28 protein-coding genes are annotated in these 24,267 nt (G+C 68.7%); 14 read left to right on the top strand and 14 right to left on the bottom strand.

Annotation, left to right across the window (positions count from 1 at the left end; genetic code table 11):
• Nucleotides 1-135: 135 nt before the first annotated feature.
• Nucleotides 136-1,920, bottom strand: coding sequence for a gamma-glutamyltransferase (gene ggt, locus AB6807_RS12345; protein WP_371084774.1), 1,785 nt, complete (start codon nt 1,918-1,920; stop codon nt 136-138).
• 149 nt (nt 1,921-2,069) lie between these two features.
• Here ggt and AB6807_RS12340 point away from each other — a divergent pair, with 149 nt between their 5' ends.
• Nucleotides 2,070-2,993 (top strand): LysR family transcriptional regulator, encoded by a 924-nt coding sequence (locus AB6807_RS12340; protein ID WP_371084773.1) that lies wholly within the window; start codon nt 2,070-2,072, stop codon nt 2,991-2,993.
• Entirely contained in the window at nt 2,990-4,132 is a 1,143-nt protein-coding gene (locus AB6807_RS12335) for a branched-chain amino acid ABC transporter substrate-binding protein (protein ID WP_371084772.1), read from the top strand. Before AB6807_RS12340 ends, AB6807_RS12335 begins: the two co-directional genes overlap by 4 nt.
• Nucleotides 4,133-4,136: 4 nt before the next feature.
• Here the strand turns inward: AB6807_RS12335 and AB6807_RS12330 are convergent, their stop codons facing one another.
• The 3 genes from AB6807_RS12330 to AB6807_RS12320 form a co-directional block, all read right to left on the bottom strand.
• Entirely contained in the window at nt 4,137-4,559 is a 423-nt protein-coding gene (locus tag AB6807_RS12330) for a hypothetical protein (RefSeq protein ID WP_371084771.1), read from the bottom strand.
• 3 nt (nt 4,560-4,562) lie between these two features.
• A complete protein-coding gene (locus tag AB6807_RS12325; protein WP_371084770.1) occupies nt 4,563-5,795 on the bottom strand; it encodes an MFS transporter in 1,233 nt (410 codons plus the stop codon).
• A 134-nt stretch (nt 5,796-5,929) separates the two neighbouring features.
• Nucleotides 5,930-6,223 (bottom strand): hypothetical protein, encoded by a 294-nt coding sequence (locus tag AB6807_RS12320; protein WP_371084769.1) that lies wholly within the window; start codon nt 6,221-6,223, stop codon nt 5,930-5,932.
• Nucleotides 6,224-6,410: 187 nt separating this feature from the next.
• On the opposite strand from AB6807_RS12320, the gene AB6807_RS12315 reads away from it, so the two are divergent.
• Nucleotides 6,411-7,376 carry a GlxA family transcriptional regulator gene (locus AB6807_RS12315; RefSeq protein WP_371084768.1) on the top strand — a complete coding sequence of 322 codons (966 nt, stop codon included), beginning with the start codon at nt 6,411-6,413 and terminating at the stop codon, nt 7,374-7,376.
• A gap of 10 nt (nt 7,377-7,386) precedes the next feature.
• Here the strand turns inward: AB6807_RS12315 and AB6807_RS12310 are convergent, their stop codons facing one another.
• Complete coding sequence (locus tag AB6807_RS12310) at nt 7,387-8,811, bottom strand: PLP-dependent aminotransferase family protein (RefSeq protein ID WP_371085178.1); 1,425 nt, start codon at nt 8,809-8,811, stop codon at nt 7,387-7,389.
• Between the two features lie 158 nt (nt 8,812-8,969).
• Here AB6807_RS12310 and AB6807_RS12305 point away from each other — a divergent pair, with 158 nt between their 5' ends.
• Entirely contained in the window at nt 8,970-9,599 is a 630-nt protein-coding gene (locus tag AB6807_RS12305) for an FMN-binding negative transcriptional regulator (RefSeq protein WP_371084767.1), read from the top strand.
• Nucleotides 9,600-9,761: 162 nt separating this feature from the next.
• Complete coding sequence (locus tag AB6807_RS12300; protein WP_371084766.1) at nt 9,762-10,031, top strand: hypothetical protein; 270 nt, start codon at nt 9,762-9,764, stop codon at nt 10,029-10,031.
• A 27-nt stretch (nt 10,032-10,058) separates the two neighbouring features.
• On the opposite strand, the gene AB6807_RS12295 is transcribed toward AB6807_RS12300, so the two are convergent.
• The 3 genes from AB6807_RS12295 to AB6807_RS12285 form a co-directional block, all read right to left on the bottom strand.
• Nucleotides 10,059-10,796, bottom strand: a complete 738-nt coding sequence (locus AB6807_RS12295) for an extensin family protein (RefSeq protein WP_371084765.1) — start codon at nt 10,794-10,796, stop codon at nt 10,059-10,061.
• A 108-nt stretch (nt 10,797-10,904) separates the two neighbouring features.
• On the bottom strand, nt 10,905-11,240 hold the full coding sequence (locus AB6807_RS12290; RefSeq protein ID WP_371084764.1) for a hypothetical protein: 336 nt from the start codon (nt 11,238-11,240) through the stop codon (nt 10,905-10,907).
• A complete protein-coding gene (locus tag AB6807_RS12285) occupies nt 11,228-11,695 on the bottom strand; it encodes a hypothetical protein (RefSeq protein WP_371084763.1) in 468 nt (155 codons plus the stop codon). The genes AB6807_RS12290 and AB6807_RS12285 overlap by 13 nt, the downstream gene beginning before the upstream one ends.
• Before the next feature lie 213 nt (nt 11,696-11,908).
• Here AB6807_RS12285 and AB6807_RS12280 point away from each other — a divergent pair, with 213 nt between their 5' ends.
• The 5 genes from AB6807_RS12280 (at nt 11,909) to AB6807_RS12260 (ending at nt 15,979) form a co-directional block, all read left to right on the top strand.
• The gene (locus AB6807_RS12280; RefSeq protein ID WP_371084762.1) at nt 11,909-12,682 is read left to right on the top strand and encodes an IclR family transcriptional regulator; all 774 of its coding nucleotides are present in this window, start codon (nt 11,909-11,911) and stop codon (nt 12,680-12,682) included.
• A gap of 151 nt (nt 12,683-12,833) precedes the next feature.
• Nucleotides 12,834-13,865 (top strand): ABC transporter substrate-binding protein, encoded by a 1,032-nt coding sequence (locus AB6807_RS12275; RefSeq protein ID WP_371084761.1) that lies wholly within the window; start codon nt 12,834-12,836, stop codon nt 13,863-13,865.
• Entirely contained in the window at nt 13,865-14,728 is an 864-nt protein-coding gene (locus AB6807_RS12270; protein ID WP_286517659.1) for an ABC transporter ATP-binding protein, read from the top strand. Before AB6807_RS12275 ends, AB6807_RS12270 begins: the two co-directional genes overlap by 1 nt.
• Nucleotides 14,725-15,495 (top strand): ABC transporter permease, encoded by a 771-nt coding sequence (locus tag AB6807_RS12265; protein WP_116914241.1) that lies wholly within the window; start codon nt 14,725-14,727, stop codon nt 15,493-15,495. Before AB6807_RS12270 ends, AB6807_RS12265 begins: the two co-directional genes overlap by 4 nt.
• Nucleotides 15,496-15,502: 7 nt before the next feature.
• Nucleotides 15,503-15,979, top strand: a complete 477-nt coding sequence (locus tag AB6807_RS12260; RefSeq protein ID WP_371084760.1) for a nucleoside deaminase — start codon at nt 15,503-15,505, stop codon at nt 15,977-15,979.
• A gap of 27 nt (nt 15,980-16,006) precedes the next feature.
• Here the strand turns inward: AB6807_RS12260 and AB6807_RS12255 are convergent, their stop codons facing one another.
• A complete protein-coding gene (locus AB6807_RS12255; protein ID WP_116914239.1) occupies nt 16,007-16,228 on the bottom strand; it encodes an oxidoreductase-like domain-containing protein in 222 nt (73 codons plus the stop codon).
• A 162-nt stretch (nt 16,229-16,390) separates the two neighbouring features.
• Here AB6807_RS12255 and AB6807_RS12250 point away from each other — a divergent pair, with 162 nt between their 5' ends.
• Complete coding sequence (locus AB6807_RS12250) at nt 16,391-16,627, top strand: DUF2281 domain-containing protein (RefSeq protein WP_371084759.1); 237 nt, start codon at nt 16,391-16,393, stop codon at nt 16,625-16,627.
• Nucleotides 16,628-16,639: 12 nt separating this feature from the next.
• Complete coding sequence (locus AB6807_RS12245) at nt 16,640-17,062, top strand: putative toxin-antitoxin system toxin component, PIN family (protein ID WP_371084758.1); 423 nt, start codon at nt 16,640-16,642, stop codon at nt 17,060-17,062.
• Nucleotides 17,063-17,103: 41 nt separating this feature from the next.
• Here AB6807_RS12245 and AB6807_RS12240 read toward each other — a convergent pair whose 3' ends face one another.
• Together AB6807_RS12240 and AB6807_RS12235 are read right to left on the bottom strand one after the other, a co-directional pair.
• Nucleotides 17,104-18,462 carry a sensor histidine kinase gene (locus tag AB6807_RS12240; RefSeq protein ID WP_371084757.1) on the bottom strand — a complete coding sequence of 453 codons (1,359 nt, stop codon included), beginning with the start codon at nt 18,460-18,462 and terminating at the stop codon, nt 17,104-17,106.
• Nucleotides 18,462-19,160: a response regulator transcription factor gene (locus AB6807_RS12235; protein WP_371084756.1), complete on the bottom strand. Its 699-nt coding sequence runs from the start codon at nt 19,158-19,160 to the stop codon at nt 18,462-18,464. The genes AB6807_RS12240 and AB6807_RS12235 overlap by 1 nt, the downstream gene beginning before the upstream one ends.
• A 245-nt stretch (nt 19,161-19,405) precedes the next feature.
• On the opposite strand from AB6807_RS12235, the gene AB6807_RS12230 reads away from it, so the two are divergent.
• The gene (locus AB6807_RS12230; protein ID WP_371084755.1) at nt 19,406-20,098 is read left to right on the top strand and encodes a phosphatase PAP2 family protein; all 693 of its coding nucleotides are present in this window, start codon (nt 19,406-19,408) and stop codon (nt 20,096-20,098) included.
• A 70-nt stretch (nt 20,099-20,168) separates the two neighbouring features.
• On the opposite strand, the gene AB6807_RS12225 is transcribed toward AB6807_RS12230, so the two are convergent.
• Entirely contained in the window at nt 20,169-21,266 is a 1,098-nt protein-coding gene (locus AB6807_RS12225) for a low specificity L-threonine aldolase (RefSeq protein ID WP_371084754.1), read from the bottom strand.
• A gap of 17 nt (nt 21,267-21,283) precedes the next feature.
• A complete protein-coding gene (locus AB6807_RS12220) occupies nt 21,284-22,279 on the bottom strand; it encodes a Bug family tripartite tricarboxylate transporter substrate binding protein (protein WP_371084753.1) in 996 nt (331 codons plus the stop codon).
• A 125-nt stretch (nt 22,280-22,404) separates the two neighbouring features.
• On the opposite strand from AB6807_RS12220, the gene AB6807_RS12215 reads away from it, so the two are divergent.
• Entirely contained in the window at nt 22,405-23,286 is an 882-nt protein-coding gene (locus AB6807_RS12215; protein WP_371084752.1) for a LysR family transcriptional regulator, read from the top strand.
• A 17-nt stretch (nt 23,287-23,303) separates the two neighbouring features.
• Here the strand turns inward: AB6807_RS12215 and lpxO are convergent, their stop codons facing one another.
• The gene (gene lpxO / locus AB6807_RS12210) at nt 23,304-24,200 is read right to left on the bottom strand and encodes a lipid A hydroxylase LpxO (RefSeq protein ID WP_116914233.1); all 897 of its coding nucleotides are present in this window, start codon (nt 24,198-24,200) and stop codon (nt 23,304-23,306) included.
• Between the last annotated feature and the right edge of the window lie 67 nt (nt 24,201-24,267).

Genomic DNA, 24,267 nt, shown 5'->3' with positions numbered 1-24,267 from the left:
ATAGAACCGGCTTGAAGGCTGTCAAGGCGGGTTTCACCAGCCTGGTGGAAGCGGACCGCCGCCTGCGCCTCCGTGCTGGTGAAGTCCTGATCCATCAGGCCAGCGACGCACGCGCCGCTGGCAAGGGCTCGCCCTTCAGCGTGTCGCGGGCTGCGGCTGCACCACGAGCGCCAGGCCGTCGGGGTTGCGCGGGTCGGACACCGGCACCGGCGCGTTGCCCACGATCTGGATCGCCTGGATGTTCTGCCCGCCGCCCAGGCCGTCCTGCATCGTCCAGCCGCGCGAACGCAGGTTGTCCGCGGTGGCGGCCGTGAAGCGGTCGGCCTCGTAGAAGATGACGTTGTCGGGCAGCAGCTGGTGATGGAAGCGCGGCTGCGCCTGGGCCTGCTCGAGCGGCAGCTTGTAGTCGAGCACGTCGACCAGCACCTGGTACACCGCCGTGAAGATCCGCGATCCGCCCGGCGTGCCCAGCACCAGCGCCACCTTGCCGTCCTTCACCGCGATGGTCGGGCTCATCGACGACAGCGGGCGCTTGTTGGGCTGGATCGAGTTCACGTCGCCGCCGACCACGCCGAACTGGTTCGGCACCCCGGGCTTGGCGGAGAAGTCGTCCATCTCGTTGTTCAGCAGGAAGCCCGCGCCTTCCACCACGATGCCGCTGCCGAAGCCGCCGTTCAGCGTGTAGGTCACGGCGAAGGCGTTGCCCCATTTGTCGACCACCGAGAAGTGCGTGGTCTGCGGCTTCTCGGCGCTGCTCACCGGCGGCACGGGGTCGTTGCCGAGCCCGGGCTTGACCTGCGCCAGCGGCGTGGGCGTGGCCGTGTTGACCTCCGCCGCGCGGCCCTTCAGGTAGTCCTCGGACAGCAGCTTCGCCATGGGCACCTGGTAGAAGTCGGAGTCGCCCAGGTACTGCGCGCGGTCCGCGAACACGCGCTTTTCCATCTCGGCCGTCAGGTGCACGTACTGCGCCGAATTGAGCGGCGCGCTGGCGAACTGAGGCGCCAGGTCTTTCTTCATCTTCAGCAGCTGGCCGATGCCGAAGCCGCCCGAGCTCGGCGGGGGCGCCGTGTACACGGTGTGGCCGTTCCAGTCGATGCTCACGGGGTCGCGCCACACGGCGCGGTAGTTCTTCAGGTCGTCCTTGCTGATCAGGCCGCCGGTGCGGCCCATCTCGGCCACCAGCAGGTCGGCCGTCTTGCCCGTGTAGAACTCGCTGCCCCCGTTGTCGGCGATGCGCTGCAGCGTGCCGGCCAGCTCGGGCTGCTTGAAGAGCTGGCCCTTGATCATCTTTCCGCCGAAGTAGGCGTTGAAGTTGGCGCGCTTGTTGGTCGTGGTCATCTCGGCGGTCGAGTACGCGACGAAGCCGTTCTTCGCGTAGCCGATGGCCGGCGCCAGCACCTGGGACCAGCTGAGCTTGCCGAACTTGCGCTGCGCCTCCCACATGCCGGCCACCGAGCCCGGCACGCCCGCGGCGAGCGAGCCGTCCAGGCTCAGCCCGGGAATGACGTCGCCGTTCTTGTCGAGGTACATGGTCGGCGTGGCGGCGGCGGGCGCCTTCTCGCGAAAGTCGAGGAAGTAGGGCTTGCCATCCATCCACAGCGTGAGGAAGCCGCCGCCGCCGATGTTGCCCGCCTCGGGCAGGGTCACGGCGAGCGCGAAGGCCGTGGCCACCCCGGCGTCGACGGCGTTGCCACCCGCGTCGAGCACCAGCTTGGCCGCCTGCGCGCCGAACTGGTCGGGCGATGCCACGGCACCGGCGCTGAGCGCGGTGGGCGCTTCGGCCGGTGGCGCGGTGGGTGTCGGCGGGGTGGCGGCGGCGGGCGGCACGAAGAAGCCGCCGTTGCTGTCGCTACCCCCGCCGCAGGCAGTGAGGCCCAGTGTCGTTACCAGCAGTATTGAGTGAAATGCGCGTCGCGACATTTCGATCTTTTTGGGCAATTTAAGTCTCCTGAGATTGTCGATTTGCTGGCATGCTTGCCAAATGTGGGCGGCCGCTCCGAGGCGCAATGTAGTGTTGCCAGATGCCAGCGTCCAACGAAAGATTTTCGACTTAACTATTCCAAGTACTCATGGAGACAAGAAAGCTGGAGCATTTCATAGAGCTCGCCATCACGGGTTCTTTCAGCCGCGCGGCGAGCAATCTGCATTTGACGCAATCGGCGCTCAGCAAAAGCATTCAATCGCTCGAAGCCGAACTCGGAATTCAATTGATCGAGCGAATGGGGCGCCGCTGCACCACGACCACGGCCGGCTCGATGATGCTGGAGCGGGCACGAAATCTGGTTTTCGAAGTGGACAACCTCGTCAATGGCGCTTCGGAAAACAGCGACATCGAAGGCACGCTGCGGGTCGGCTTTGGCGCGGGCCCAGGGGCCTGCATGGCCTCGAGCCTTGTCACGCATGTATTGCACGACTACCCAAAAATCCAGTTGCTGCTGCGGCGCGGCACCGTGCAGTTTTTGATGAGCGCGTTGCGCGACAGGTCGATCGACATGGTGCTGATCGACACACGTTCGCTGGCCTTGTCGGGCGACCTGATCGTGGAGGACGTCGGCGCGCTGGAGAGCGGAATCGTCTGTCGCGTGGGCCATCCGCTGGCCTTGCGCCCTTCGATCGGGGTGCGCGACCTGCTTCAATATCCGATATTGAGCACGGCGGTGTCCGACGAAGTCGCGCGATTGACCGAAGCGCATTTCAACCTGCAACGCGATATTCGCTCGTGGACCGTCGTGGAATCGGAAGAACTCGAGCCCCTCATTGCCGCCGTGGCGCGATCGGACGCGATCTTTTTCGGCGTGACGGCGGCGGCCAAGGATTTGATAGCGGCCGGTAAATTGCAAACGCTTTCCATCGAGAATTCGATGAACCTGTCGATTCCGGTGTCCGTTGTTCGGCTTTCGAGCAAAGGCGATTCGCGGCTTTTCGATATCGTGAAAGAATTCGCTTCGAATTGGCTTCGCACTTCCAATTCATCCTTGATGGCCCATGCATGACGGCAAAATTCAATTTTCTTCTGGCGGCAATTTTGACCGTATTCGGCCAAAACGCGGCAGCGCAGGAAATTCTCGTTCGAATTGGCTTGGTGGCACCCTTGAGCGGCGCATTGGCAGTTTCCGGCAATGGCAATGAGAAAGGCGCCCGGCTGGCCGTGGAAGAATTGAACAGCCAAGCCGTCAAAATAGGCAATTCCCGCGCGCGATTCGAATTGATTGCCGAAGACGACGCCGGTGATCCGCGCCAGGGAACCCTTGCCGCCCAGAAACTGGTCGATTCGGAGGTGAGCGGCGTCGTCGGCCACCAGACCTCGGGCTCGACCATTCCCGCCTCCCGCCTTTACCGCGACGCGGGAATTCCGCAGATTTCACCGTCCACCACCAGTCCCAGGTTCACCAGCCAGGGCTTCAAGACCGCCTTCCGGCTGATGCCTGACGACGCGATCAGCGCCAGGGCGCTGGGAAACTACGCCGTCGGAAAGCTCGGCATGACGAAATTCGCGGTGGTCGACGACCGGACCTCCTACGGCCAGGGCATTGCCGACGAATTCACGAAAACCGTGGTCGCGGCCGGCGCCACGGTGGTGGCCCGCGACTACGTGACGGACAAGTCGACCGACTTCAACGCCGTGTTGACGAGCATCGGATCGAAGCGGCCCGACGCGGTTTTCGTCGGGGGCATGTATTCGGTGGCCGGGCCGATGTTGCGACAGATGAAGCAATTGGGGCTCGCCATGAAGATGCTCGGCGGCGACGGCATCTGCGACGAACAGACCGTGAAGCTCGCGACCGGCGCCGCCAGCGACGACCAGGTGCTGTGCGTCGGACCGCTCGACATCTTCGACGCGGGCCGCATGCGCAGGTTCACGGCCGACTTCAAGGCCCGTTTCGGCTTGGCCCCCGAGCCGCTGGCACCCTATTCGTACGACGCCGTGCGGCTGCTGGTCGACGCCATGGTGCGGGCGGGCTCGGCCCGGCCGAACGTCTACCTGCCGTTCCTGGCGGCCACGCGCGGATTCCAGGGCGTGACCGGCAACATCTCGTTCGATGCCAAGGGCGACCTGCTCGACCCGCGCATTGCCATCTACACGTTCCGTAAATCGGCGCTCGCGCGCGTGGCCACGATGGCGTCGCATTGAGGGCTCAGCGGATCAGGCCCGTGCCCGTGCCCGGCGCCATGCCCTGCAGCGCGCGCAGCGGAGAGAGCGGCGCCAGCGGAATCAACTCGAACTGCATGAGGCGCGCGCGGCCCAGCGGCAGGCTTTCGAGCAGCGCCCTGGCGCGTGCCGGATCGGTGAGGTTCAGCACGAACGCCACGCCGGTGCGTTCCTGCAGCGAGTACCACTGTTCGATGTCGCCGTTCAGATAGAGCGTGACGGTCTCCCGCACCTCCGCCGGGAGCATCGCGCGAACGGTGGCCGGGTCGGCACCGGCCGTCAGCGTGCCGATGGCCAGGATGCGGGTGGTGGGCCCCGGTACGCTGGCGGTCTGTGCATGGCCGGTGCCTGCGGCGCCCATGCAGAAGGAGAAGACCAGCGCCGCCACCCAGGCGAAGACGTTTTTCATTTTTCAAGCCTTCGCCTGTTCGGCCGCGGCCACGGCCGGCGCGGGCACCACGGGACGCATCGGCGCACTGGCGCCGGGCACGTTCGCCGCGGCGAATGAGGCGATCCGTCGGGCCGCCAGCGCGGACGCGATCATCGCGGCGACGACAAGCGCCGCGGCGATGTACCCCAGCCCATGGCCTCCGAGCAACTGGATGCCGGCCGCGCCCACGACGCCGGCCGCCGTGGTTCCCAGCGAGATCGCCGAGTTGTTGAGGCCCAGCAGGAGCGGCGCGATGGCGGGCGCCACCGTCACGAGGCGGTGCTGCTGCGGAACCATCACGGCCCAGCCGCAGCCGCCCCAGACGAGGATGGCCGGAACTGCCGTCCAGAGACTGGCGCTCGTCCACGGCAGCAGCACAAAGTCGACGAGCACGAACGCCATCAGCGCGATGAGCACCTTGCGGGAGCCGACCCTGTCGACCAACCGCCCCGTCACGAGGTTCGAGACCGTACCCGCCGCGCCCCAGGCCACGAGCAGCGCGGCCAGCAGGTTCGGGTTGCCTTCGATCACCCGGTCGAAGACGACGGTGAAATAGGTGTAGATGGTGAAGGCCGCGCAGAAGAACAGGAAGGTGGTGGCCAGCGTCAGCCCCACCCGCGCATCGGCCAGCGGCGCCACGCGCCTGGCCAGCGACACCGGCGCAAGCATGGGAATGTGCGACAGGAACGCCGCCACGCCCAGGCCCGACGCGGCCGCCAGCGCCGCGACGAACACCATCGTCCAACGCCAGTCGCCCAGGCCCGCGATGACCGTGCCGATGGGTGCGCCCAGCGCGGTGGACACGGTCATGCCGGCGACCAGCACGGACAGCGCGAAGCCCCGGCGCTCGGGCGCGACGATCGACGCCGCCGAACTGGTTGCCGTGGGCGAGAACATCGCCGCGCCCAGGCCCGCGAGAGCCCGGGTCGCCAGCGCGATGCCGAAGGTGGGCGCGAGCGCGGTTGCGAGGTTGGCCGCCACGAAGACGGCAAGGCTGCCGAGCAGCAGCGCCTTCCTCGGAACGTGCGCGGCCAGCGCGGCGATCACGGGCGCGAGCAATGCGTAGGTGACGGCGTAGACGGTCGTCATCTGGCCCGCGGCGCCGATGCTGACGTGAAAGGTGCGCGCGATGTCCGGCAGCACGCCGGCCATCACGAAGCTGTCCGTGCCCAGGGCGAACATGCCGAGGGCGAGGAACAAGAGTCGTCGGTCCATTCTTGAGATCCTGTGGGGTCGGGGGCGCGCCTTCGGTCGGAAGGCGACGGGCGGTGGCGGTTGTCCGCGCGAAATGCGCGGGCCGAGATGTGCGCGCGGAATGCACAGGCGGCCCGCGGCAGGCCGCCCGGCGCTCAGGCCCCCTGCATCAGCAGGCCCAGCGGCGCGAGCGGGCCGACCGTCATCAGCTCGTACTGCGCGAACCCGCCGCTGGTGAGCGGCAGCGCATCCACCGCCGCCTTCGCCTGCTCGAGGGCATCGACGTTCATCAGGAAGATCACGCCCGGCTTGTCCGAGCGATACCAGAACTGCTCGATGCGACCGTCCAGGTAGAGCTTGAGCGTGGCTGGGACTTCCTTGGACATCACCTGCTGGCGCTCTTGCGTGGACAGCTGCTTGACGATGGAACCGATGGCCAGAACTTTCATGAGGGACTCCTTGTGCAACGGTGTTGCGTTGATGAAGCCGCCGAGGTTAGGCGCGTGGGCCGCAAACGGAAACAGGCGTAAACGACATCTTTGCTGTCATTCACGCCAAGCGCTCCAGAGGGAGATTCGGCGCGCGCGCGTTCCAGGCGCTACAGTGGCCGAGCCCCAGCTTCCAGGCCGTTCCACCATGCAGATCTTTGTGCTTGCCCTCGACGGCGTCTTCGACACGGGACTGACCGTGATGCTCGATGCGCTGGGAATCGCCAATCGCTTCGCGGCCCAGCAGACGGGCGGCGCGCTGTCCTTCGAGGTGACCATCGTGGGCATGCGCAAGAAGGTCCGCACCGGGCACGGACTGGCGGTTCCGGTGAAGGCGGTGTCTTCCACCCCACGGCCGGACTGGGTGGTCGTTCCCGCACTGAACACCTCGACGCCCGAGCGGCTGGTTCCGGCGCTGGCGCGGCGGGACGTGGTCGAGGCCCGGCACCAATTGCGGACCTGGCACGCCCAAGGCGCGCACATCGCGGCCTCGTGCATCGGGACCTTCCTGCTGGCCGAAGCCGGGCTGCTAGACGGCGGGCAAGCGACCACCACGTGGTGGCTCGGGCCACTGTTCCGACAGCGCTACCCGAAGGTCTTGCTCGACGAATCGCGCATGCTCGTGCCCTCCGGCAGGATCGTCACGGCCGGCGCCGCCATGGGACATCTCGACCTGGCCCTCTGGCTGGTCCAGAAGGCCAGCCCCGAGCTGGCGGCGGTCGTCTCGCGCTACCTGCTGGCCGACCTGCGTTCCTCGCAAGCGCCCTACATCGTGCCGCACCACCTGGCGCAGGCCGACCCCACCATCGAGCGCTTCGAGCGATGGGCGCGGGACCACCTGAAGGAGGGGTTTTCGCTCGAGAACGCCGCCAGCGCGCTGGCAACGAGCCCACGCACATTGCAACGCCGCTGCCTGGCGGTGCTCGGCAAGTCGCCGCTGGCCTACTTCCAGGATCTGCGCGTCGAGCGCGCCAGGTCGCTGGTGCACGGCAGCGACCTCGATCTCGAGGCGATCGCGGCCGAGGTCGGCTACGTCGATGGCTCGACCTTGGGCACGCTGTTGCGCGAACGCCTGGGGCGCGGCGTGCGCGAGTTGCGCGGCGACCTTCGTTGATGGCCGGTTGCTAGGCGAATTCGCGAACCGCCTGGCCCAGCACACGCACCCCCTCGTCGATCTCCGCCACCGTCAACCCCGCATACCCAAGAATGAACCCCGCAGCCCGCGCCTTCGCCCCCTTGCGGCTCGCGAACAGTGGCGACAGCGGATAGACGCCGACTCCCTTCTGCCGCGCCGCGTCTGCAAAGGCCTCTTCGTCTACAGCCTTCAGGCCCGGCAGCCACAGCACCACATGCAGCCCCGCCGCCGTGCCGTCGACACGCGCATCGCTCGGCAGATTACGCGCGACAGCGGCCAGCAACTCGGCACGCCGGCGCTCGTTCTCGCGACGCACACGCCGAACGTGCCGCTCGTAAGCACCGCTGTCGATCAGCGACGCCAGCACGCGCTGGTCGAGCACGGGCGCATGGCGGTCGGCCAGGCGCTTGGCGTGCCGGAACACGGGAACCAGTTCGACCGGCAGCACCAGGTAGCCCAGCCGGAGCTGCGGCGACAGCGCTTTCGAGAAGGTGCCGATGTAGATCACGCGACCGTCGGTGTCGATGGACTGCAGCGCATCGATGGGGCGTTGGCCGTAGCGGAACTCGCCGTCGTAGTCGTCTTCCACCACCCACGCACGGTTGCGCTGCGCCCACTGCAGCAGCGCCATGCGGCGCGCCACGGGCAGCACGCCGCCCAGCGGAAACTGGTGCGACGGCGTGACGAACGCGAGCCGCGCGCGGCCGTCCTGCGGCAGGCTGGCCGTGTCCAGCCCGTGTGCGTCCACGCGCACGGGCGCCATCCGGGCGCCCACGGCTTCGAAGCCGCGGCGTGCCATGAGGTAGCCCGGGTCTTCGAAGACGAAGTCGTCGCCAGGCTCCAGCAGCAGGCGCGCGCACAGGTCGATGCCCTGCTGCGAGCCGTGCACGACCACGATCTGCTCCGCATCGCAGACGAGCCCCCGCGCGCGCCGGAGGTAGCCCTGCAAGGCGCGGCGCAACGACGCCTCGCCCTCGGGCGCCACGTAGAACAGGCTGGGTTGCCTGCGCAGCAGTTCGGCCTGGTAGGCGCGCCGCCAGACCAGGGTCGGAAAGTCGCGCGAGGCCACGGCGCCGTAGCGGAAGTCGATGGCCGCGGCGGGCGACGCCGGAATGGCGGGCATCTCGGTCGCGGCCACGCGGCGGCCATATCCGGACAAGGACACGGACAAGGACGCAGACAGGGACATGGACCGTCCCGCCTTGCCGCGCCGGCCCGGCACAGGGCGAACGACCGGCGTTGCCACCGGCGGCGTGGCGACGCGCGCGGCGCGCCCCGACGAGGTCAGCAGGAAGCCTTCCGCGGCCAGTTGCTCGAAGGCCGCGGTCACCGTGGTGCGCGAAATGCCCAGGTCGCTGGCCAGCGCGCGTGTGGACGGCACACGCGCGCCCGCCGTCAGCGAGCCGTCGGCCATCTGCCCGCGCAGCAGTTCGTACACGCGGCGACCGGCGCCGGCCGATGTCTGTGAAGAGGTAGACAAGACTGGCCCAGCCAAAAGTGGAAAAACTGGATCTTCTCACTGTGCCGGTCTGGCGCGACATTCGGGCTTTGCCAATCAGGCTTCGCCCACCGATGTACATCCCCCCGCATTTCGCCGAGAACCGCCCCGAACCCCTGCACCGCGTGATGCGCGAGCACCCGCTGGGCGCGCTGGTCACGCAAGGCCCCGACGGCTCGGGCTTCGACGCCGACCACATCCCGTTCGAGTTCGATGCAGACCAGGGGCCGCACGGCCTGCTGTCGGCCCATGTCGCGCGCGCCAACCCGGTGTGGCAACGCTGCCCCTCGGGCAGCCCGGTGATGGTGATCTTCACCGGGCCGCAGGCCTACATTTCGCCGAACTGGTACCCGAGCAAGCACGAGGCGCACCGCCAGGTGCCCACCTGGAACTACGAGGTCGTGCACGCGCACGGCATCCTCACCGTGCACGACGACGAACGCTTCGTGCGCCGCATCGTCGCGCGGCTCACGCGCCGCCACGAGGCCGACGAACCCAGGCCCTGGAAGATGGGCGATTCCACGCCGGAGTTCATCGACGGCATGCTGCGCAACATCGTCGGCATCGAGATCGCGCTGACCTCGCTGGTCGGCAAGTTCAAGCTGAGCCAGAACAAGGAGCATCGCGACCGCGTCGGTGCATCGGACGCGCTGGAGGCACGCGGGCACGGCGCGCTGGCGGGCCTGATGCGGCCGGAGGATTGAGCGCCGGACGGCGCTGTCACCTGTCCTGCATCCCTTCCCTCCCCGCCCCGAACGCCGGTTTTCGTAACGACTTGCGAAATATTGACGTTTGTATACATTTGTCGCACCAGTTTGGGGCCGACCGGTGCGGCAGAAAAAACACCGGGTACATGGAGGATCGAGATGCCACTCTTTTGCCTGATGCGGCTTCAGCACGCGCGGTTTCCACTTCGCCTGGACCGCCCGGAGGACGTGCGGCGCATTTCCGTGCTGGCCGCCACGGGCCTGGTCGACGCCGAATTCGCGACGCCAGCGGCCAACACCGGCGCCTACCTGGCGCCGCAGGTCGTGGTGGTGAAGGGCATCACGGACGATGGACGGCAGGAGCTGCGGCAATTCGTCGGGGAGCGCGCGAGCCGCAAGGCCAAGGGCCTGGCGAACGGGGATGCCTGATTGCCGGAGCCCGGACGCTCGCTAGCGTCAACGGCACATCGTGTAGCCGCCGGTTTCCAGGTGGAAGTGATCGCGGTGCACGGCGTTGTAGTCCGGGCCGAGCACGCCGTCGAAGAAGCGGCATGCGCCCCGGTGCGCGTCGCGCAGCAGCAGTGCGGTGGGGTTGTCGGCGGCGGCGGTATCCGCAACAGCTTCGCGTGGCCAGCCCTGCAGCACGGTGATGCGGCGGCCATCGGCCAGCGTGAGGCCGGCGATGTCCAGCGCATTCGCCGTCGCGTGGCGGCTGCGGGACGCCTGGGGCGCCGGGTTGGTGGACGCACTGCGCCCCGCGTCCGGCGGCGCGCCTTCGCCGCGGTTGATGTTGCGGCACGCATAGCTGCCCAGGTGCTCGACGGCCACCACTGGCTGGCCGAAGCGCTGCTCGGCGGCGGGCTGCAGCGCATGCGTTTCCCACATGAAGAACGACAGCGCCATGGGGCAGCTCAGCGAAGGCGCCGCCGGGTTCAGGCGCACACCGGCCGAGCGCAAGCGCACGGCGTTCTGAAAGCCGCAGCCGGGGCCCGTCTCGCGGTCGGGCAGCAGGTCGTATTGCATGCCCGTTCGCTCGAGCGCCGCCAGGCAGCGGGCCGGCTCCGCGCGTGCCCGCGCGAGCTTGAAGCCGGTGAGCCAGTCGGGCGGCGCCTTGGGGTCGAGCGGCGCCCATGGATCGAAGCGCTCAGGAATCTCCACCGCGCCGGTGCCCACGGCCCAGCCGGCCGCTGCCACGCAGGCGCACAGCACAAGCCAGAACCAGCGCCAGCGACCGGCTCGCCGGGGTGATGAAGGAGCGGGAGGCAAGGCGGCGTCCCGGCGTTCAGTGGCGGGAGCGCCTCGTCAGCCGACTTCCTTCAGCGAAGCGAGGTTCACCGGCCCGTCCTGGCTGGCGAACGTCGGCGCGCCGCCCTCGGCGTTTTGCTGCTGCTGGCTCACACCGGAAATGCGGTGGCTGCCGGTGTCGTACTGCCTGACCCGCCCGTTCTGCTCGACCGCGAGACGGCGCTGCGCCGGAAAGAAGGCGTAGCGCACACCGTTCTGGCCGCCGGTGCTGGAGGGGTCGGACAAGCCCGCGGGCCACCAGCTGTCGTCAGGCGGCGAGATCGGCTTCATCGCCTCCATGGGTTTCATCGGCTTCATCGGTGCCATGCCCTGCATCGGCTTCAGCGGTCCCACGGAAAGCTTCGGCCGTCGAAGTAGCGGCTTGCCGGCCGGTCGAACGCGAGCAGCAGGCCGGCAATCAGCGCGCCGCCGGCCGCGGCGATCAGCACCGACTTCACGGGGTCGGCGGCAATCTGCTTCGAGCACGACTCCTGCCACTGCGTGGCCTGCTCCTTGAAGCTCGCGATCTTCTTGCCGGATTCGTTCACGGCGTTGCGGGCGTAGGCGCGGCCGGTGTCCACCGCGTCGGCGGCGACATCCTTGGCATCGGCGGCCACGCCGCGCGCGGTGTCGAGCGCCTCGCCGGCAGCGGCTTTCGCGTCGTCGAGGCCGGAGCGCACGGCCCGCGCGGTATCGCCGGCGATGTCTTTCGCCTCGCCCGCCAGGCCGCTGGCGGCCCGTGCGGCGTCGTGGCCGGTCTGCCTGGCTTCGTCAGCCAGTTGGGAAGGGGTCTTTGCATCGTCTGCCATGGCGGTCTTTCTCGGTCGGTGGATCGGTCGTGTTGCGAAGCGTCCATTTGCGCAATCCCGTGCCAGTCGTCATGTGGGGGGGCGCAGGCAACGCGTGTAGGCCAAGGCAACACGGGCCCGGCGCACGCGGCCGACGCGCCGGGCTCCGGCCGCACCGGCGGCGCCCACGGTTGCGCCGAACCTATGATCCCCGGTCGCCAACCACCGAACACTATGAGCACCCTTGCCAACGCCATGGACGTCCTGAAGCTGATCGCGCGGCTGCGCCGCGACATCACGGTGACGGACGTGGTGACCGAGCTGGGCCTGCCCAAGAGCTCGGCCTCGCGCACGCTCAGCATGATGGCCAGCTACGGCTTTCTCGACCGCGACCCGGCCACGCGCGCCTACCGGCCGGGCGGCGTGATCATGGAAGCCTCGTACCACTTCCGCGCCTCGCGCAACGCGGCCTCGCTGGTGGAAGAAGCGCTGGACGCGCTGGTGCGCGAGACCAGCTTCACCGGCTACATCAACGTGCTCGACGGAGTGGACACGCTGGTGATCCAGATGCGCACCGGCGCCGGGGCGCTGCAGATCTACACGCCGCCGGGCAGCCGCGCGCCGGCCTACTCCAGCGCCATGGGCCGCGCGCTGCTGGCGCGCCTGGGCGACGACGAAGTGACGGCGCTGCTCGGCGCGCAGCTCGACAAGGGCCGCGGCGACGCGCCCCGCACGGCCAAGGACCTGCTCGCGCGGCTGGCCGTCATCCGCGAGAGCGGCTGGGCGCTGTCGCGCGGCGAATACGTGACCAACGTGGCCGGCATCTCGTCGGCGGTGTTCGACGCGGCCACGCGGCAGACCTACGCCTTCGGCATCGCGCTGCCAGCGGACATGCTGTCCGACGCGCTGGTCGAGCGCTTCGGCGCCACCGTGCGCGACGCCGCGGCAAGCGTCGGCAAGCGCGTGGGCGACCCGTATTGGCTCGGTTTCGGTGCAACAAGCCCCTGAAACCGAAGGGATTTGCTGAAAAATCCCAGCGTAGGTGCGACTAACGCACCACCTTGATTCACAGGAAGGGTTCGCACCAATCACGTGCGGGCACCGTTTTTGCTTGAATGCCGGCACTCCCTTGCATTCACCTTTCACGGACCGATCCCGCATGAACAAGCGCCACCTGCTCCAGTCCTTCCTCGCCGCCTCGGCCCTCAGCTTCGGCCTGAACGCGGCCTATGCGCAGACCCCGACGCCGATCAAGTTCCAGCTCGACTGGCGTTTCGAAGGCCCGGCGGCGCTGTTCCTGCACCCCGCGGCCAAGGGCTACTTCAAGGCCGCCGGCCTCGACGTGACCATCGACGCGGGCAACGGCTCGGGCGGCACCGTCACGCGCGTGGCCTCGGGCGCCTACGACATGGGCTTTGCCGACCTCGCGGCGCTGATGGAATTCCACGCCAACAACCCCGACAGCCCCAACAAGCCGGTGGCGGTGATGATGGTCTACAACAACACGCCCGCCTCGGTCATGGCGCTGAAGAAGAGCGGCATCGCCAAGCCCGCCGACCTTGCCGGCAAGAAGCTGGGCGCGCCGGTGTTCGACGCAGGCCGCCGCGCGTTCCCAATCTTCGCCAAGGCCAACAACATCGGCGCCGTCAACTGGACCGCCATGGACCCGACGCTGCGCGAGACCATGCTGATGCGCGGCGACGTCGACGCCATCACCGGCTTCACCTTCACCTCGCTGCTCAACCTGGAAGCGCGCGGCGCGAAGACGGCCGACGTGGTCATCCTCCCCTACCCCGACTACGGCGTGAAGCTGTACGGCAACGTGATCATCGCGTCGCCCAAGCTCATCAAGGAGCACCCGGAGGCGGTGAAGAAGTTCCTCTCGGCCTTCGCCAAGGGCGCGAAGGAAGTCATCGCCAACCCGGCCGTGGCCATCGAGTCGGTGAAGGCGCGCGACGGCATCATCGACAGCAAGCTCGAAACGCGCCGCCTGCAGCTGGCCATCGACACCGTCATCAACAGCGCCGACGCGCGCGCCGAAGGCTTCGGCGCGGTGAACGCGGGCCGCATGTCGCTCATGGCCTCGCAGGTGTCGGACGCCTTCAACACCAAGACGCGCGTGAGCCCCGACGCGGTGTGGACGGCGGCGCTGCTGCCGCCGGCGGCCGAGCTGAACGTGCTGAAGAAGTGATGGCGAACGACGCCACGCAAGCGGCTGCTCCCTTCGTCGACTTCCAGGACGTCTGGCTCGCCTACAACGAGGAACTGCTGCGCGAGAACCACTTCGCGGTCGAGGCCATCGACCTGAAGGTCAGGCGCGGCGAGTTCATTGCCATCGTCGGCCCTTCGGGCTGCGGCAAGTCGACCTTCATGAAGCTCACCACGGGGCTGAAGATGCCCTCGATGGGCAAGATCCGCATCGACGGCCAGCCCGTCACCGGGCCGCTGAAGATCTCGGGCATGGCCTTCCAGGCGCCTTCGCTGCTGCCGTGGCGCACCACGGTCGACAACGTGCTGCTGCCGCTGGAAATCGTCGAGCCCTACCGCTCCAGCTTCAAGGCCAGGCGCAAGGAGTACGTGGAGCGCGCGCGCAAGCTGCTGCAGAAGGTGGGCCTCGCGGGCTATGAAGACAAGTTTCCGTGGCAGCTCTCCGGCGGCATGCAGCAGCGCGCGAGCATCTGCCGCGCGCTCATCCACGAGCCCAAGATGCTGCTGCTCGACGAGCCCTTCGGCGCGCTCGACGCGTTCACGCGCGAAGAGCTGTGGTGCATCCTGCGCGACCTGTGGACCGAGCAGCAGTTCAACGTCATCCTGGTGACGCACGACCTGCGCGAATCGGTGTTCCTGGCCGACACGGTGTACGTGATGAGCAAGAGCCCGGGGCGCTTCGTGGTCAAGCGCGACATCGAGCTGCCGCGCCCGCGCGAGCTGGAGCTGACCTACACCAAGGAGTTCACCGACATCGTGCTGGAGCTGCGCAGCCATATCGGCGCCATCCGCAACACCGGCGTCAGCGCCGCCCAAACTGCAGCCGCAGCAGGAGCCGCCGCATGAAGAACACCCGGCAAATCGAACGCTGGTCGCCCTGGCTGCTGCTGGTCGCGGTGCTGCTGCTGTGGCAGGTCGTGTGCGCGGGCTTCGAGGTTTCGGACTTCATCTTTCCGAGCCCCCTGCGCATCTGGAACCAGTTCTGGGAATACAAGGAAATCATCGCGGGCCATGCGTGGCGCACCTTCTGGGTCACGATGGCGGGCTTTGGCCTGGCGATCGTGGTGGGCGTGCTGCTGGGCTTCGTCATCGGCAGCTCGCGCATCGCGTACGCGGCCGTGTACCCGCTCATGACGGCGTTCAACGCGCTGCCCAAGGCGGCCTTCGTGCCCATCCTGGTGGTGTGGTTCGGCATCGGCGTGGGGCCGGCGATTCTCACGGCGTTTTTGATCAGCTTCTTCCCGATCATGGTGAACATCGCCACCGGCCTCGCCACGCTCGAGCCCGAGCTGGAAGACGTGCTGCGCGTGCTGGGCGCCAAGCGCTGGGACGTGCTCATGAAGATCGGCCTGCCGCGCTCCATGCCCTACTTCTTCGGCTCGCTGAAGGTCGCCATCACGCTGGCTTTCGTCGGCACCACGGTGAGCGAGATGACGGCCGCCAACGAGGGCATCGGCTACCTGCTGATTTCCGCCGGCTCGGCCATGCAGATGGGCCTGGCCTTCGCGGGCCTGATGGTGGTGGGCGCGATGGCCATGCTGATGTACGAACTGTTCAGCGTGATCGAGAAGCACACCACGGGCTGGGCGCACCGCGGCTCGCAGAACCAGTGAGCGCCCGATGACGCAAGACCAGGTCATTCGCGCGCTGCGCCGCGCCGACGAGGTGGCCCGCCGCGCCATGGCCATGGGCCGTCACCCGTTCGGCGCGGTGCTCGTCGCGCCCGACGGCGAGACCGTGCTCGCCGAGCAGGGCAACATCGACACCGTGCATCACGCCGAGGCCACGCTGGCGCGCCACGCGGCGCTGAACTGGCCGCCCGAGTACCTGTGGCAGTGCACGCTGGTGACCACCTTCGAGCCCTGCGCCATGTGCGCGGGCACCAGCTACTGGGCGAACATCGGGCGCGTCGTCTATGGCGCGCAAGAGTCGGCGCTGCTCGCGCTCACGGGCGACCACCCCGAGAACCCGACGCTGAGCCTGCCCTGCCGCGAGGTGTTCGCGCGCGGGCAGAAGAACATCGAGGTAATCGGGCCGGTGCCCGAAGTGGCCGACGAGATGATGGCCACGCACCGGGGTTTCTGGGAAACGCGCTGAGGCGCCGGCGACAGCGCGGGCCGCGACTCACTCCAGCATCAGCGACGCCTCGTCGCGCCAGTAGTTCACCGCAGCCAGCCAGCCCTCCCACACGCAGCCGTTGCAGCCACGCCCGCAACAGGTGGTGGGCTCGGGCGGCGGTGCGCGCATCGAGACACCCGCGGCATCGAGCACGGCCTGCACGCGAGCGATCAGCGCCTGCGCGCCGGCAAGGTTGGTGGGCTCGGGCAGGCGGTCGATGGCGTTCATGTCGGGAGAGGCATGGAGGGCATGAAGGGCTTGGCGTGGCCCGACCGATTGTCGGGGCATCAATACGCGGCGCAGGGCCTTGTGCCGCCTCGCCGGACATCTTTGGCGAAACCTGTTGTACAACCGGGCGTCAACCCCAGTGACCCGGAGAGGAAGCCGCCCATGACCGCCATCGAAACCCGCCTGATCGAACGCCTGAAGCAACTGCCGCCCGGCCGCGTGGCCGAGGTGGTCGACTTCGTGGAGTTCCTGGCCGCGCGCGAGGAACGCAGCGCAGCCGCCGCGCGACTGGGCGAAGCCATGGCCAAGCTCGACGCCCTGGACAAGGCTGCGCTTTCCGAGGACGAGGTCGAGAACGAGTTGCAGGCCGCTCGCGAAGCGCGGCGCCAAGGCGCCTGAGGCCCCGGCACCGTGCGTTTCGTTCTCGACACGAACCTGCTCGTCTCCGGCCTGCTCTTTTCAGGATTGCCGCGCCAACTGCTCAACGCCGCGCGCGCCGGCGAGTTCGAACTGTGTACCAGCGAAGTGCTGCTGGCCGAACTGCTCGATGTGCTCACGCGCGACAAGTTCGCTCTTCGTTTGGCGCAGGCCGGTCTCGCCGCGCACAGCCTCGTGGACGACCTGCGCAGGCTGGCCGTCGTGGTCTCGCCCGTGAGCGTGCCACGCGTGGTGCCCACCGACCCGGACGACGATCACGTGCTGGCCGCGGCCCTGACCGGGGTGGCAGACCTGGTGGCCTCGGGCGACAAGCGCGACCTGCTGCCGCTGCGAAGCTACGTCGGAATTCCGATCGTCACGGCGCAGGAAGCCATGCAGCGCATCGCTGCCAGGTAGCGCCGCGGCGGCCTCGCGCTCTGCAGCGCTCTGCGTCGCTGTCACGCACCAAGGTTCAACTCGAGCCGCATCTTCGCCCCGCCCGATTCGCTCGACCCGATGGTCAGCTGCCCGCCATGCAGCCGCGCGACCTCGGCCACCAGGTGCAGCCCCAGCCCCGCCCCGCGCCCACGCGGCACCAGCCGGTGGAACGGCGCCACCACCCGCTCGCGGTCGGCCTCCGGAATGCCCGGGCCCGAGTCGAGCACCTCGAAACCCGAGGGCTCCCACAGCCGCACCTGGATGTCGCAGCCCTGCCCGCCGTGCTCGATGGCGTTCTGTATCAGGTTGGCCAGCGCGCGCTCCAGCGAGGGCGCGTCGCCGCGCACCCACAGCGGCCGCGGTGCATCGACCGAGAGCGTGCAGCGGTTCATGATGGCCAGCGGCGCGATGTCGCCGGCCATGCGCTCGCACAGCGCCTTCAGGTCGACCTGCGGCCACTCCTGCGCGGCGATGCGGTCAAGCCGCTGCAGGTCGAGCAGCTGCTCGGCCAGCGTGGCCAGCCGCGCCGAGGCCTGCATCAGCTTCACCTTCAGCGGGTCGTGCGGCAGGCCCTCGATGTTGATCTGCAGCGTGGTGATGGGCGTGCGCAGCTCGTGCGCGGCGTCGGCCAGGAAGCGCTCCTGCCGGTCGTAGCCTTCATTGAGGCGGTCGAAGGCGCGGTTCACGGCGTTGACCAGCGGGCGGATCTCGCTGGCCACGTTGGCCAGCGGCAGCCGCGTGGTGCGCTCGTGCACGTCGATGCCCTCGGCATGCTCGGCCGTGGCCACCACGCCCTTCAGGCCGCGCTTCACCACGAAGGGGGTGGCCAGGATCACGCCCAGGCAGGTGACCAGCGCCATGGGCGCCACCAGGAACAGGAACGCGATGCCGGTGCCCTTGAGCGTGTTGCGCACGGTGAGCGGGCCGCCGGTCTGCGCCATCACGCTCACGGGGCCGGCGCGGCTGTCGACGCGCTCGAAGCGGGCCTTGGGCCGGGTGCTGGCAGGCTCGGGGTCGATGGCCACGCGCTCCAGCCCGTCGAAGGCAGCGAGCAGCTTGAGGTATTCGGGCGGCACCTCGCCATGGCGCAGTTCCGCGCCGCGGCCGTCGCGCACGATGAACCACAAGGGCGGATCGGCCTTCCGCAGCCGTTGCAGCTCGGGCGTGGGTTCGGCCGACAGCTTGCCGTCGGCGCCGCGCACCAGCGCGCGCTGGATGGCCGCCACGGTTTCCTGCCCGGTCTCGTCGACCACGCGCCCCAGCACCCAGGCCAGGCCGAGAAAGCCGCCCATCACCAGCAGGCCGACGACCACCTGCAGCAGGATCAGGCTCCAGATGAGCCGCCAGCGCAGCGACAGCAGGCTCAGGTCCAGGCTCATTACGCCGCCGCCGCCTCTGCTGGCGGCGTGGCCGCGCAGATCAGGTAGCCCACGCCGCGAATCGCATGAATCTCGACCTGCGCGCCGGCCTTGTCGAGCTTGGAGCGCAGCCGCGAGACGTGCGTGTCGAGCGCGTTCGACTGGATCTCGTCGCGGTCGCCGTACACGCGCTCCTGCATGGCCTCGCGCAGCACGGTGCGGCCGCGATGCTCCAGCAGCGCCTCCAGCACCAGCAGCTCGCGCCGTGGCAGCGTGATGCTCGCCTCGCCCACGTAGGCCTGGCGCAGGTGATGGTCGAAGCGCAGCTGCGCCAGCGCCATGACGGGTTGCGCGCGCACCGCGGGGCGCCGCGCCAGCGCGCGCACGCGCGCCATCAGTTCGTCCATCGAGAAGGGCTTGGCCAGGTAGTCGTCGGCGCCGCCGTCCAGGCTCAGCACGCGCTCGGCCACGTCGCTCATGGCGGTGAGCACCAGCACGGCGGTGGCGATGTCGTTCTGCCGCAGAAAGCCCACCAGCGACAGGCCGTCGCCGTCGGGCAGGCCGCGGTCGAGCACGACCACGTCGTGCTGCGCGCACAGCGCCGCCTCTTCGGCCTCGCGCAGCGACCCGGCCACGTCGACCACCGCCTGGTTCTGCCGCAAAGCCGAGGCCAGCGCTTGCGCCAGGTCGACTTCGTCTTCGACGAGCAGGATTCTCATGGGGCGTTGTGCAAGGAGTGGGACAGAGGCAGGGGGGAGGAGCGAGGAGAGACTGGGGCGCAAAAAGGCCGGTCATTCTAGGAGAGCGCCGATTGCAGAAGGCGCAATGTTCAGGCAATGCAGGCGCCTAAGCTGGAGCGGTTTCCAACCCAGGCGCTCACTGAACCCGGCGCCCAACCCACCCCGCTTTCGCGAGCGCAGCATCGGTGACCTCCCGTCCGGCGATTTCTTCTCCTCCGTCCTCCATGGCCTCAGTTTCCTCCGTGGCGTCCAGCCCGGCGGTCGCCTGGTACCTGGCACTGGCCCGGCGCATCGCCACGCTCTGGGTGCCGAAGATGGTGGGCACCACGCTGGGCATCTCGGGCTTCTTCTTCCTGTACTTCTGGGTGATGCACAACCCGCTGTGGCAGCCCACGGTGATGCCGCTCACGCCGCTGGACCACTGGGTGGGCGTGAGCGACGACGCGATGCTGCTGTACGGCTCGCTGTGGTTCTACATTTCGCTGCCGCCGGCCTTCGCGAAGAACAAGGCCGAGCTGTGGGCCTGCGCGCGCGACGCCGCGCTGATGGCCGCCGTCGGGCTGGTGGTGTTCTGGGTGTTTCCGACGGTGGTGCCGGCTTTTGCGGTCGACTGGGCGCGGTACCCGGCGCTGCAGTTCCTGAAGAGCGCCGACGCGGGGGGCAACGCGTTTCCGTCGCTGCACGTCGCCTTCGCGGTGCTGGCTGCCGTGCAACTCGGCCGGCAATTGCGCAGCGTGGGCGCGCCCGCATGGCTGCGCGTGGTCAACCTGATGTGGGCCGTCGGCATCGTCTACTCGACGCTGGCCACGCGCCAGCATGTGCTGCTCGACGTGCTCGGCGGCGCGCTGCTGGCGGGCGCCATCAGCTGGGCGGGCAGCTGGCGCGACTGGCGCGTGTGGACCGAAGCCCGGGGCTGAGCTTCAGCTGAAGCTCAGGCCGCCGCGGCGGGCTGGTTTTGCTTAGGCCGCCGCGCCGGGCTGGTTTTGCTCAGGCCGCCGCGCCGGGCGGGTCTTGCATGCCCCGCGCAGGGTTCGCGGCCACCGCCGCGAAGGCGGCCAACGCCAGCTCGACCTCGCGCTCGCCCACATGCCGGTGCGTGACGCAGCGCAGCCGCTGCCGGCCCCAGGGCCGCACCAGCACGCCCCGGCCCTTCAGCTCGCGCTCCCACTGCGCCGCATCGATGCCCGTGGCGCTCACATCGACCTGCACGATGTTGGTCTGCGGCGCATTGGTGGCAAGCCCCGGCACCCGGCCGATGCCTTGCGCCAGCCGCCGGGCGGCGGCATGGTCGTCGGCCAGCCGCGCCACCATCGACTCGACCGCCACCAGCCCCGCGGCCGCCACGATGCCGACCTGGCGCTGGCTGCCACCCAGCATCTTGCGCAGCGACCGGGCGCGCTCGATGGTGACGGCCGAGCCGGCCAGCACCGCGCCCATGGGCGCGCTGAGGCCCTTGGACAGGCACAGCGACACCGTGTCGGTGAAGGCCGTGATGTCTGCCGCCGGCACGCCGAGCGCGACCGCCGCGTTCAGGAGCCGGGCGCCGTCGAGATGCACGCCGGCGCCCACGCGCTTCGACGCCTCGAACACGGCCCGCATGTGCGACAGCGGCAAGACGGTGCCGCCGGCGTTGTTGTGCGAGCTTTCCATGCACACGACGCCGGTGCGCAGCTTGTAGCGCCCGGGTGCGAGCGCGTCGCCGAGCCGCTCCAGGTCCATGGCGCCCTCGACGCCCGCAATGCCTTCGTAGAAGGTGCCGGTCAGCGCGCCCGCGCCGCGCTCGGTCACGTAGATGTGCGAGGCCGCCTCGGCCAGCACCAGCTCCTGGCGGCCGGCCTGCGCGAGGATCGCCAGCAGGTTGGCCATCGTGGCGCTGGGCACGTACAGCGCGGCTTCCTTGCCCAGCAGCGCGGCGGCGGTCGACTCCAGCGCGCGCGCCGTGGGGTCGCCGTCGAGGCCGTCGTCGCCCAGCGGGGCGGTGGCCATGCGCTCGTACATCGCCGCCGTGGGCCGGGTGACGGTGTCGCTGCGCAGGTCGACGAGGGTCGCGCCGATAGGGCCAGTCGGATCGGTCGTGGTGTTCATCATGGAAGGAGCTTGCGTCATTCGGCCGTCGCGCCGGACGCTTTCACGACCTCCGCCCATTTCTTGCGCTCGCTGTTCAGGAAGGCGTCGAACGCTTCCGGCGTGCCCGTGCGCACGTAGATGCCGCGCGTGGCGAGGTTGGCCCACACGTCGGGCGCGTCGAGCACGCGGTTGATTTCCCTGTTCATGGTCTGCACGACGTTCTCCGGCGTCCTGGCCGGCACGACCACCCCGTACAGCGGGTAGTACTCGAAGCCCTTGAAGCCGCTCTCGATGAAGGTGGGCACCTCGGGCAGCGAGGCGTCGCGGGTGCCCGATGTGACGGCCAGCGCGCGCAGCTTGCGGTCCTTGATGAGCGGCAGCGCCGACACCAGCGACGAGATGTAGAAGTCGACCTGCCCGCCCAGCATGTCGGTCATGGCCGGGCCGCCGCCCTTGTAGGGCACATGCAGCAGGCCGGCGCCGGTCGCCACGCGCAGGTTCTCGGCCACCAGGTGGCCCACGGTGCCGTTGCCCGAAGACGCATAGGCCAGCTGCTTTTTCTTCGCGCCCGCCAGCAGTGCCGCCAGGCTGTCGTAGGGGCTGGCCGCGTTCACCACCAGCACCGACACGCCGGTGCCCACCAGCGCCACGGGCGCGAGGTCCTTCGCGGGGTCGAAGTTCAGCTTCTTGTAGAGAAACTGGTTGACGGCGAGGTTGCTGGTTTCACCGAGCACCGCGGTGTAGCCGTCGGGCGGCGACTTGGCGCCGAACTCCAGTCCGATGTTGTTGCCCGCGCCGGGCTTGGTGTCGACCACCACCTGCCATCTGGCCTGCTCGCCCAGCTTGGCCGCGAGCAGCCGCGCCACGGCGTCGGTGCCGCCGCCCGGCGGGCTGGGGGAAACGAGGTGGATCGGGCGCTCGGGCACCCACGCGGCGGCGGCGTGTGCCTGCGAGGCGAGCAACCCGGGCAAGGCGAAGCTCAGCGCGAGAGCACTTGCGAGAGCGAAGGAATGGCGTCGTAGAGGGTTCATGGCGGTCGTTTCCAGTCTGTCAAAGCGGTGAATCAGCGCGGATGGAGGTGATGACGCCGCTGATCCTAGGCACCCCATAGAATGAGTAAAGCGATATGTACAAACCTCAACTGTGAGGATTTCTCATGAATCTCACGCTGCTGGCCACGCTGCGGACCATCATCGAACAGGGCAGCTTCACCGCCGCCGCCGGGGTCGTCGGCTGCAGCCCGAGCGCGGTCAGCCTGCAGGTCAAGCAGCTCGAGCAGTACTTCGGCCGGCCGCTGTTCGACCGCTCCACGCGCGTGATGCTGCCGACCGACTTTGCGCGCGAAGTGGTGCATGCGGTGGGCGACTTTGCAGACCGGCTGCAAACGCTGCGCTCCCGCCCGGTGGTCGAGGTGGCGGGGCGCGTGCGGGTGGGCGTGATCACCAGCATGCAGAGCGACGTACTGCCGCAGGCCCTGCATGCGCTGCGCCAGCGGCACCCCGCGCTCGACGTGGTGGTGCCGCCGCTGAACGACAGCGACGAACTGGTGTCCGAACTGAAGGCCGCGCGGCTCGACGTGGCCTTGCTGGTGCGGCCCGAATCGGGCGGCTCGCGCCGGCTGATCTGGCGCGAGCTGCACCGCCAGCCCTACGTGATGCTGGCGCCGCCGAACGCCACCGGAAAGAACGCGAAGCAGCTGCTGGAGGCGCACGACTGGGTCGGCTACGACCTCTCGCTGGCCGGCGGCCGCGTGGCCGCGCGCCATGTGCGCAGCCTGGTGCCGGGCGCGCGCTGCGTGATGGAGCTGCGCTCGATGGACGCCATCGTCGCGATGGTCGCCCAGGGCCTCGGGGTGTCGGTGGTGCCGCAGCCCCGGCGGCCGCTGGTGCGCGCCTACGCGGTGCGCGAGGTGGGGCTGGGAAGCCGCGCGCCGTTCAGGAAGCTGTCGCTGGTCTTGCGAAGCTCCGACGAAGGCAGCCGCAACGTGGAGGCGGTGGCGCAGGCCTTCAGCGACGCGTTCGGGGCCCGCGCGGCGTAGCCTCTACGAGCGACGCCTTACCAGAAGATCCAGAGGGCCAGGCCACCGAAGATGGCCCACTTCACCAGGTAGTACGCGCGCTTGTCCCAGGCCTTCAGGCGCTTGCCGACCACGCGGATCTGGTAGATGTACTTGAACGCGCGGTTGATGCCGCCCGTCTTGTCGCCGGCGTCGTTGGGCGAGCTCGCGGCGGCCAGCAGGTTCTTCGCGAACCAGCGGTTCACGGCGCTGGCCCAGCGGTATTTCAGCGGCCGCTCGATGTCGCAGAACAGGATCACGCGGTCGTGGTCGGTGGTGTTCTCGGCGTAGTGGATGAAGGTTTCGTCGAACACCACGGCCTCGCCGTCGCGCCAGTGGTAGCGCTGGCCGTCCACGTCGATGTAGCAGCCTTCGACGCCCGGCGTCCACAGCCCCAGGTGGTAGCGCAGCGAGCCGGCGAACGGGTCGCGGTGGCGCACCAGGCGGCTGCCCGGGGGCAGCTCGGCGAACATGGCGGCCTTGATGGTGCCGATGCCCTTCAGCAGCTCGGTGGTGCGCGGGCACAGCACGGCGGCCGAGGGATGCGCCTCGTCGTACCACTTCAGGTAGAAGCGCTTCCAGCCGCTCTTGAAGAACGAATTGAAGCCCACGTCGTTGAACTGGCTGGAGGCCTTGATGCTGCCGCCGTTGCGCATGGCCAGCGCTTCTTCGCGAATGACTTCCCAGTTCTCCTCGAGGATGCGCATCTCGGGGAACTGCGCGGGCGACAGGTACGGCGTACCGGGCACCTTCGAGAAAAGGTACATGAAGACGTTCAGCGGGGCGAGGAACGTCGAGTGATCAGAGAGCTGTCTGAAGAACTTGTGACGGACCTGGCCCCGGAAGTGAACGTAGAGCGCGCTGAGCGCGAAGATGGCAAGAATGACCCACTTCATTGGTGAAAGTGTCCTGTAAACGGCGCCGGGAGGCAGCCTGCTAGTGTAAATCGTCGCCCCAAAATGG

It is taken from the genome of Variovorax sp. RCC_210, from assembly GCF_041355175.1.
Classification (GTDB): Bacteria; Pseudomonadota; Gammaproteobacteria; order Burkholderiales; family Burkholderiaceae_C; genus Variovorax.
Note: the sequence above shows the minus strand (reverse complement) of the source record. Positions and strands in the feature narration are given on the sequence as shown.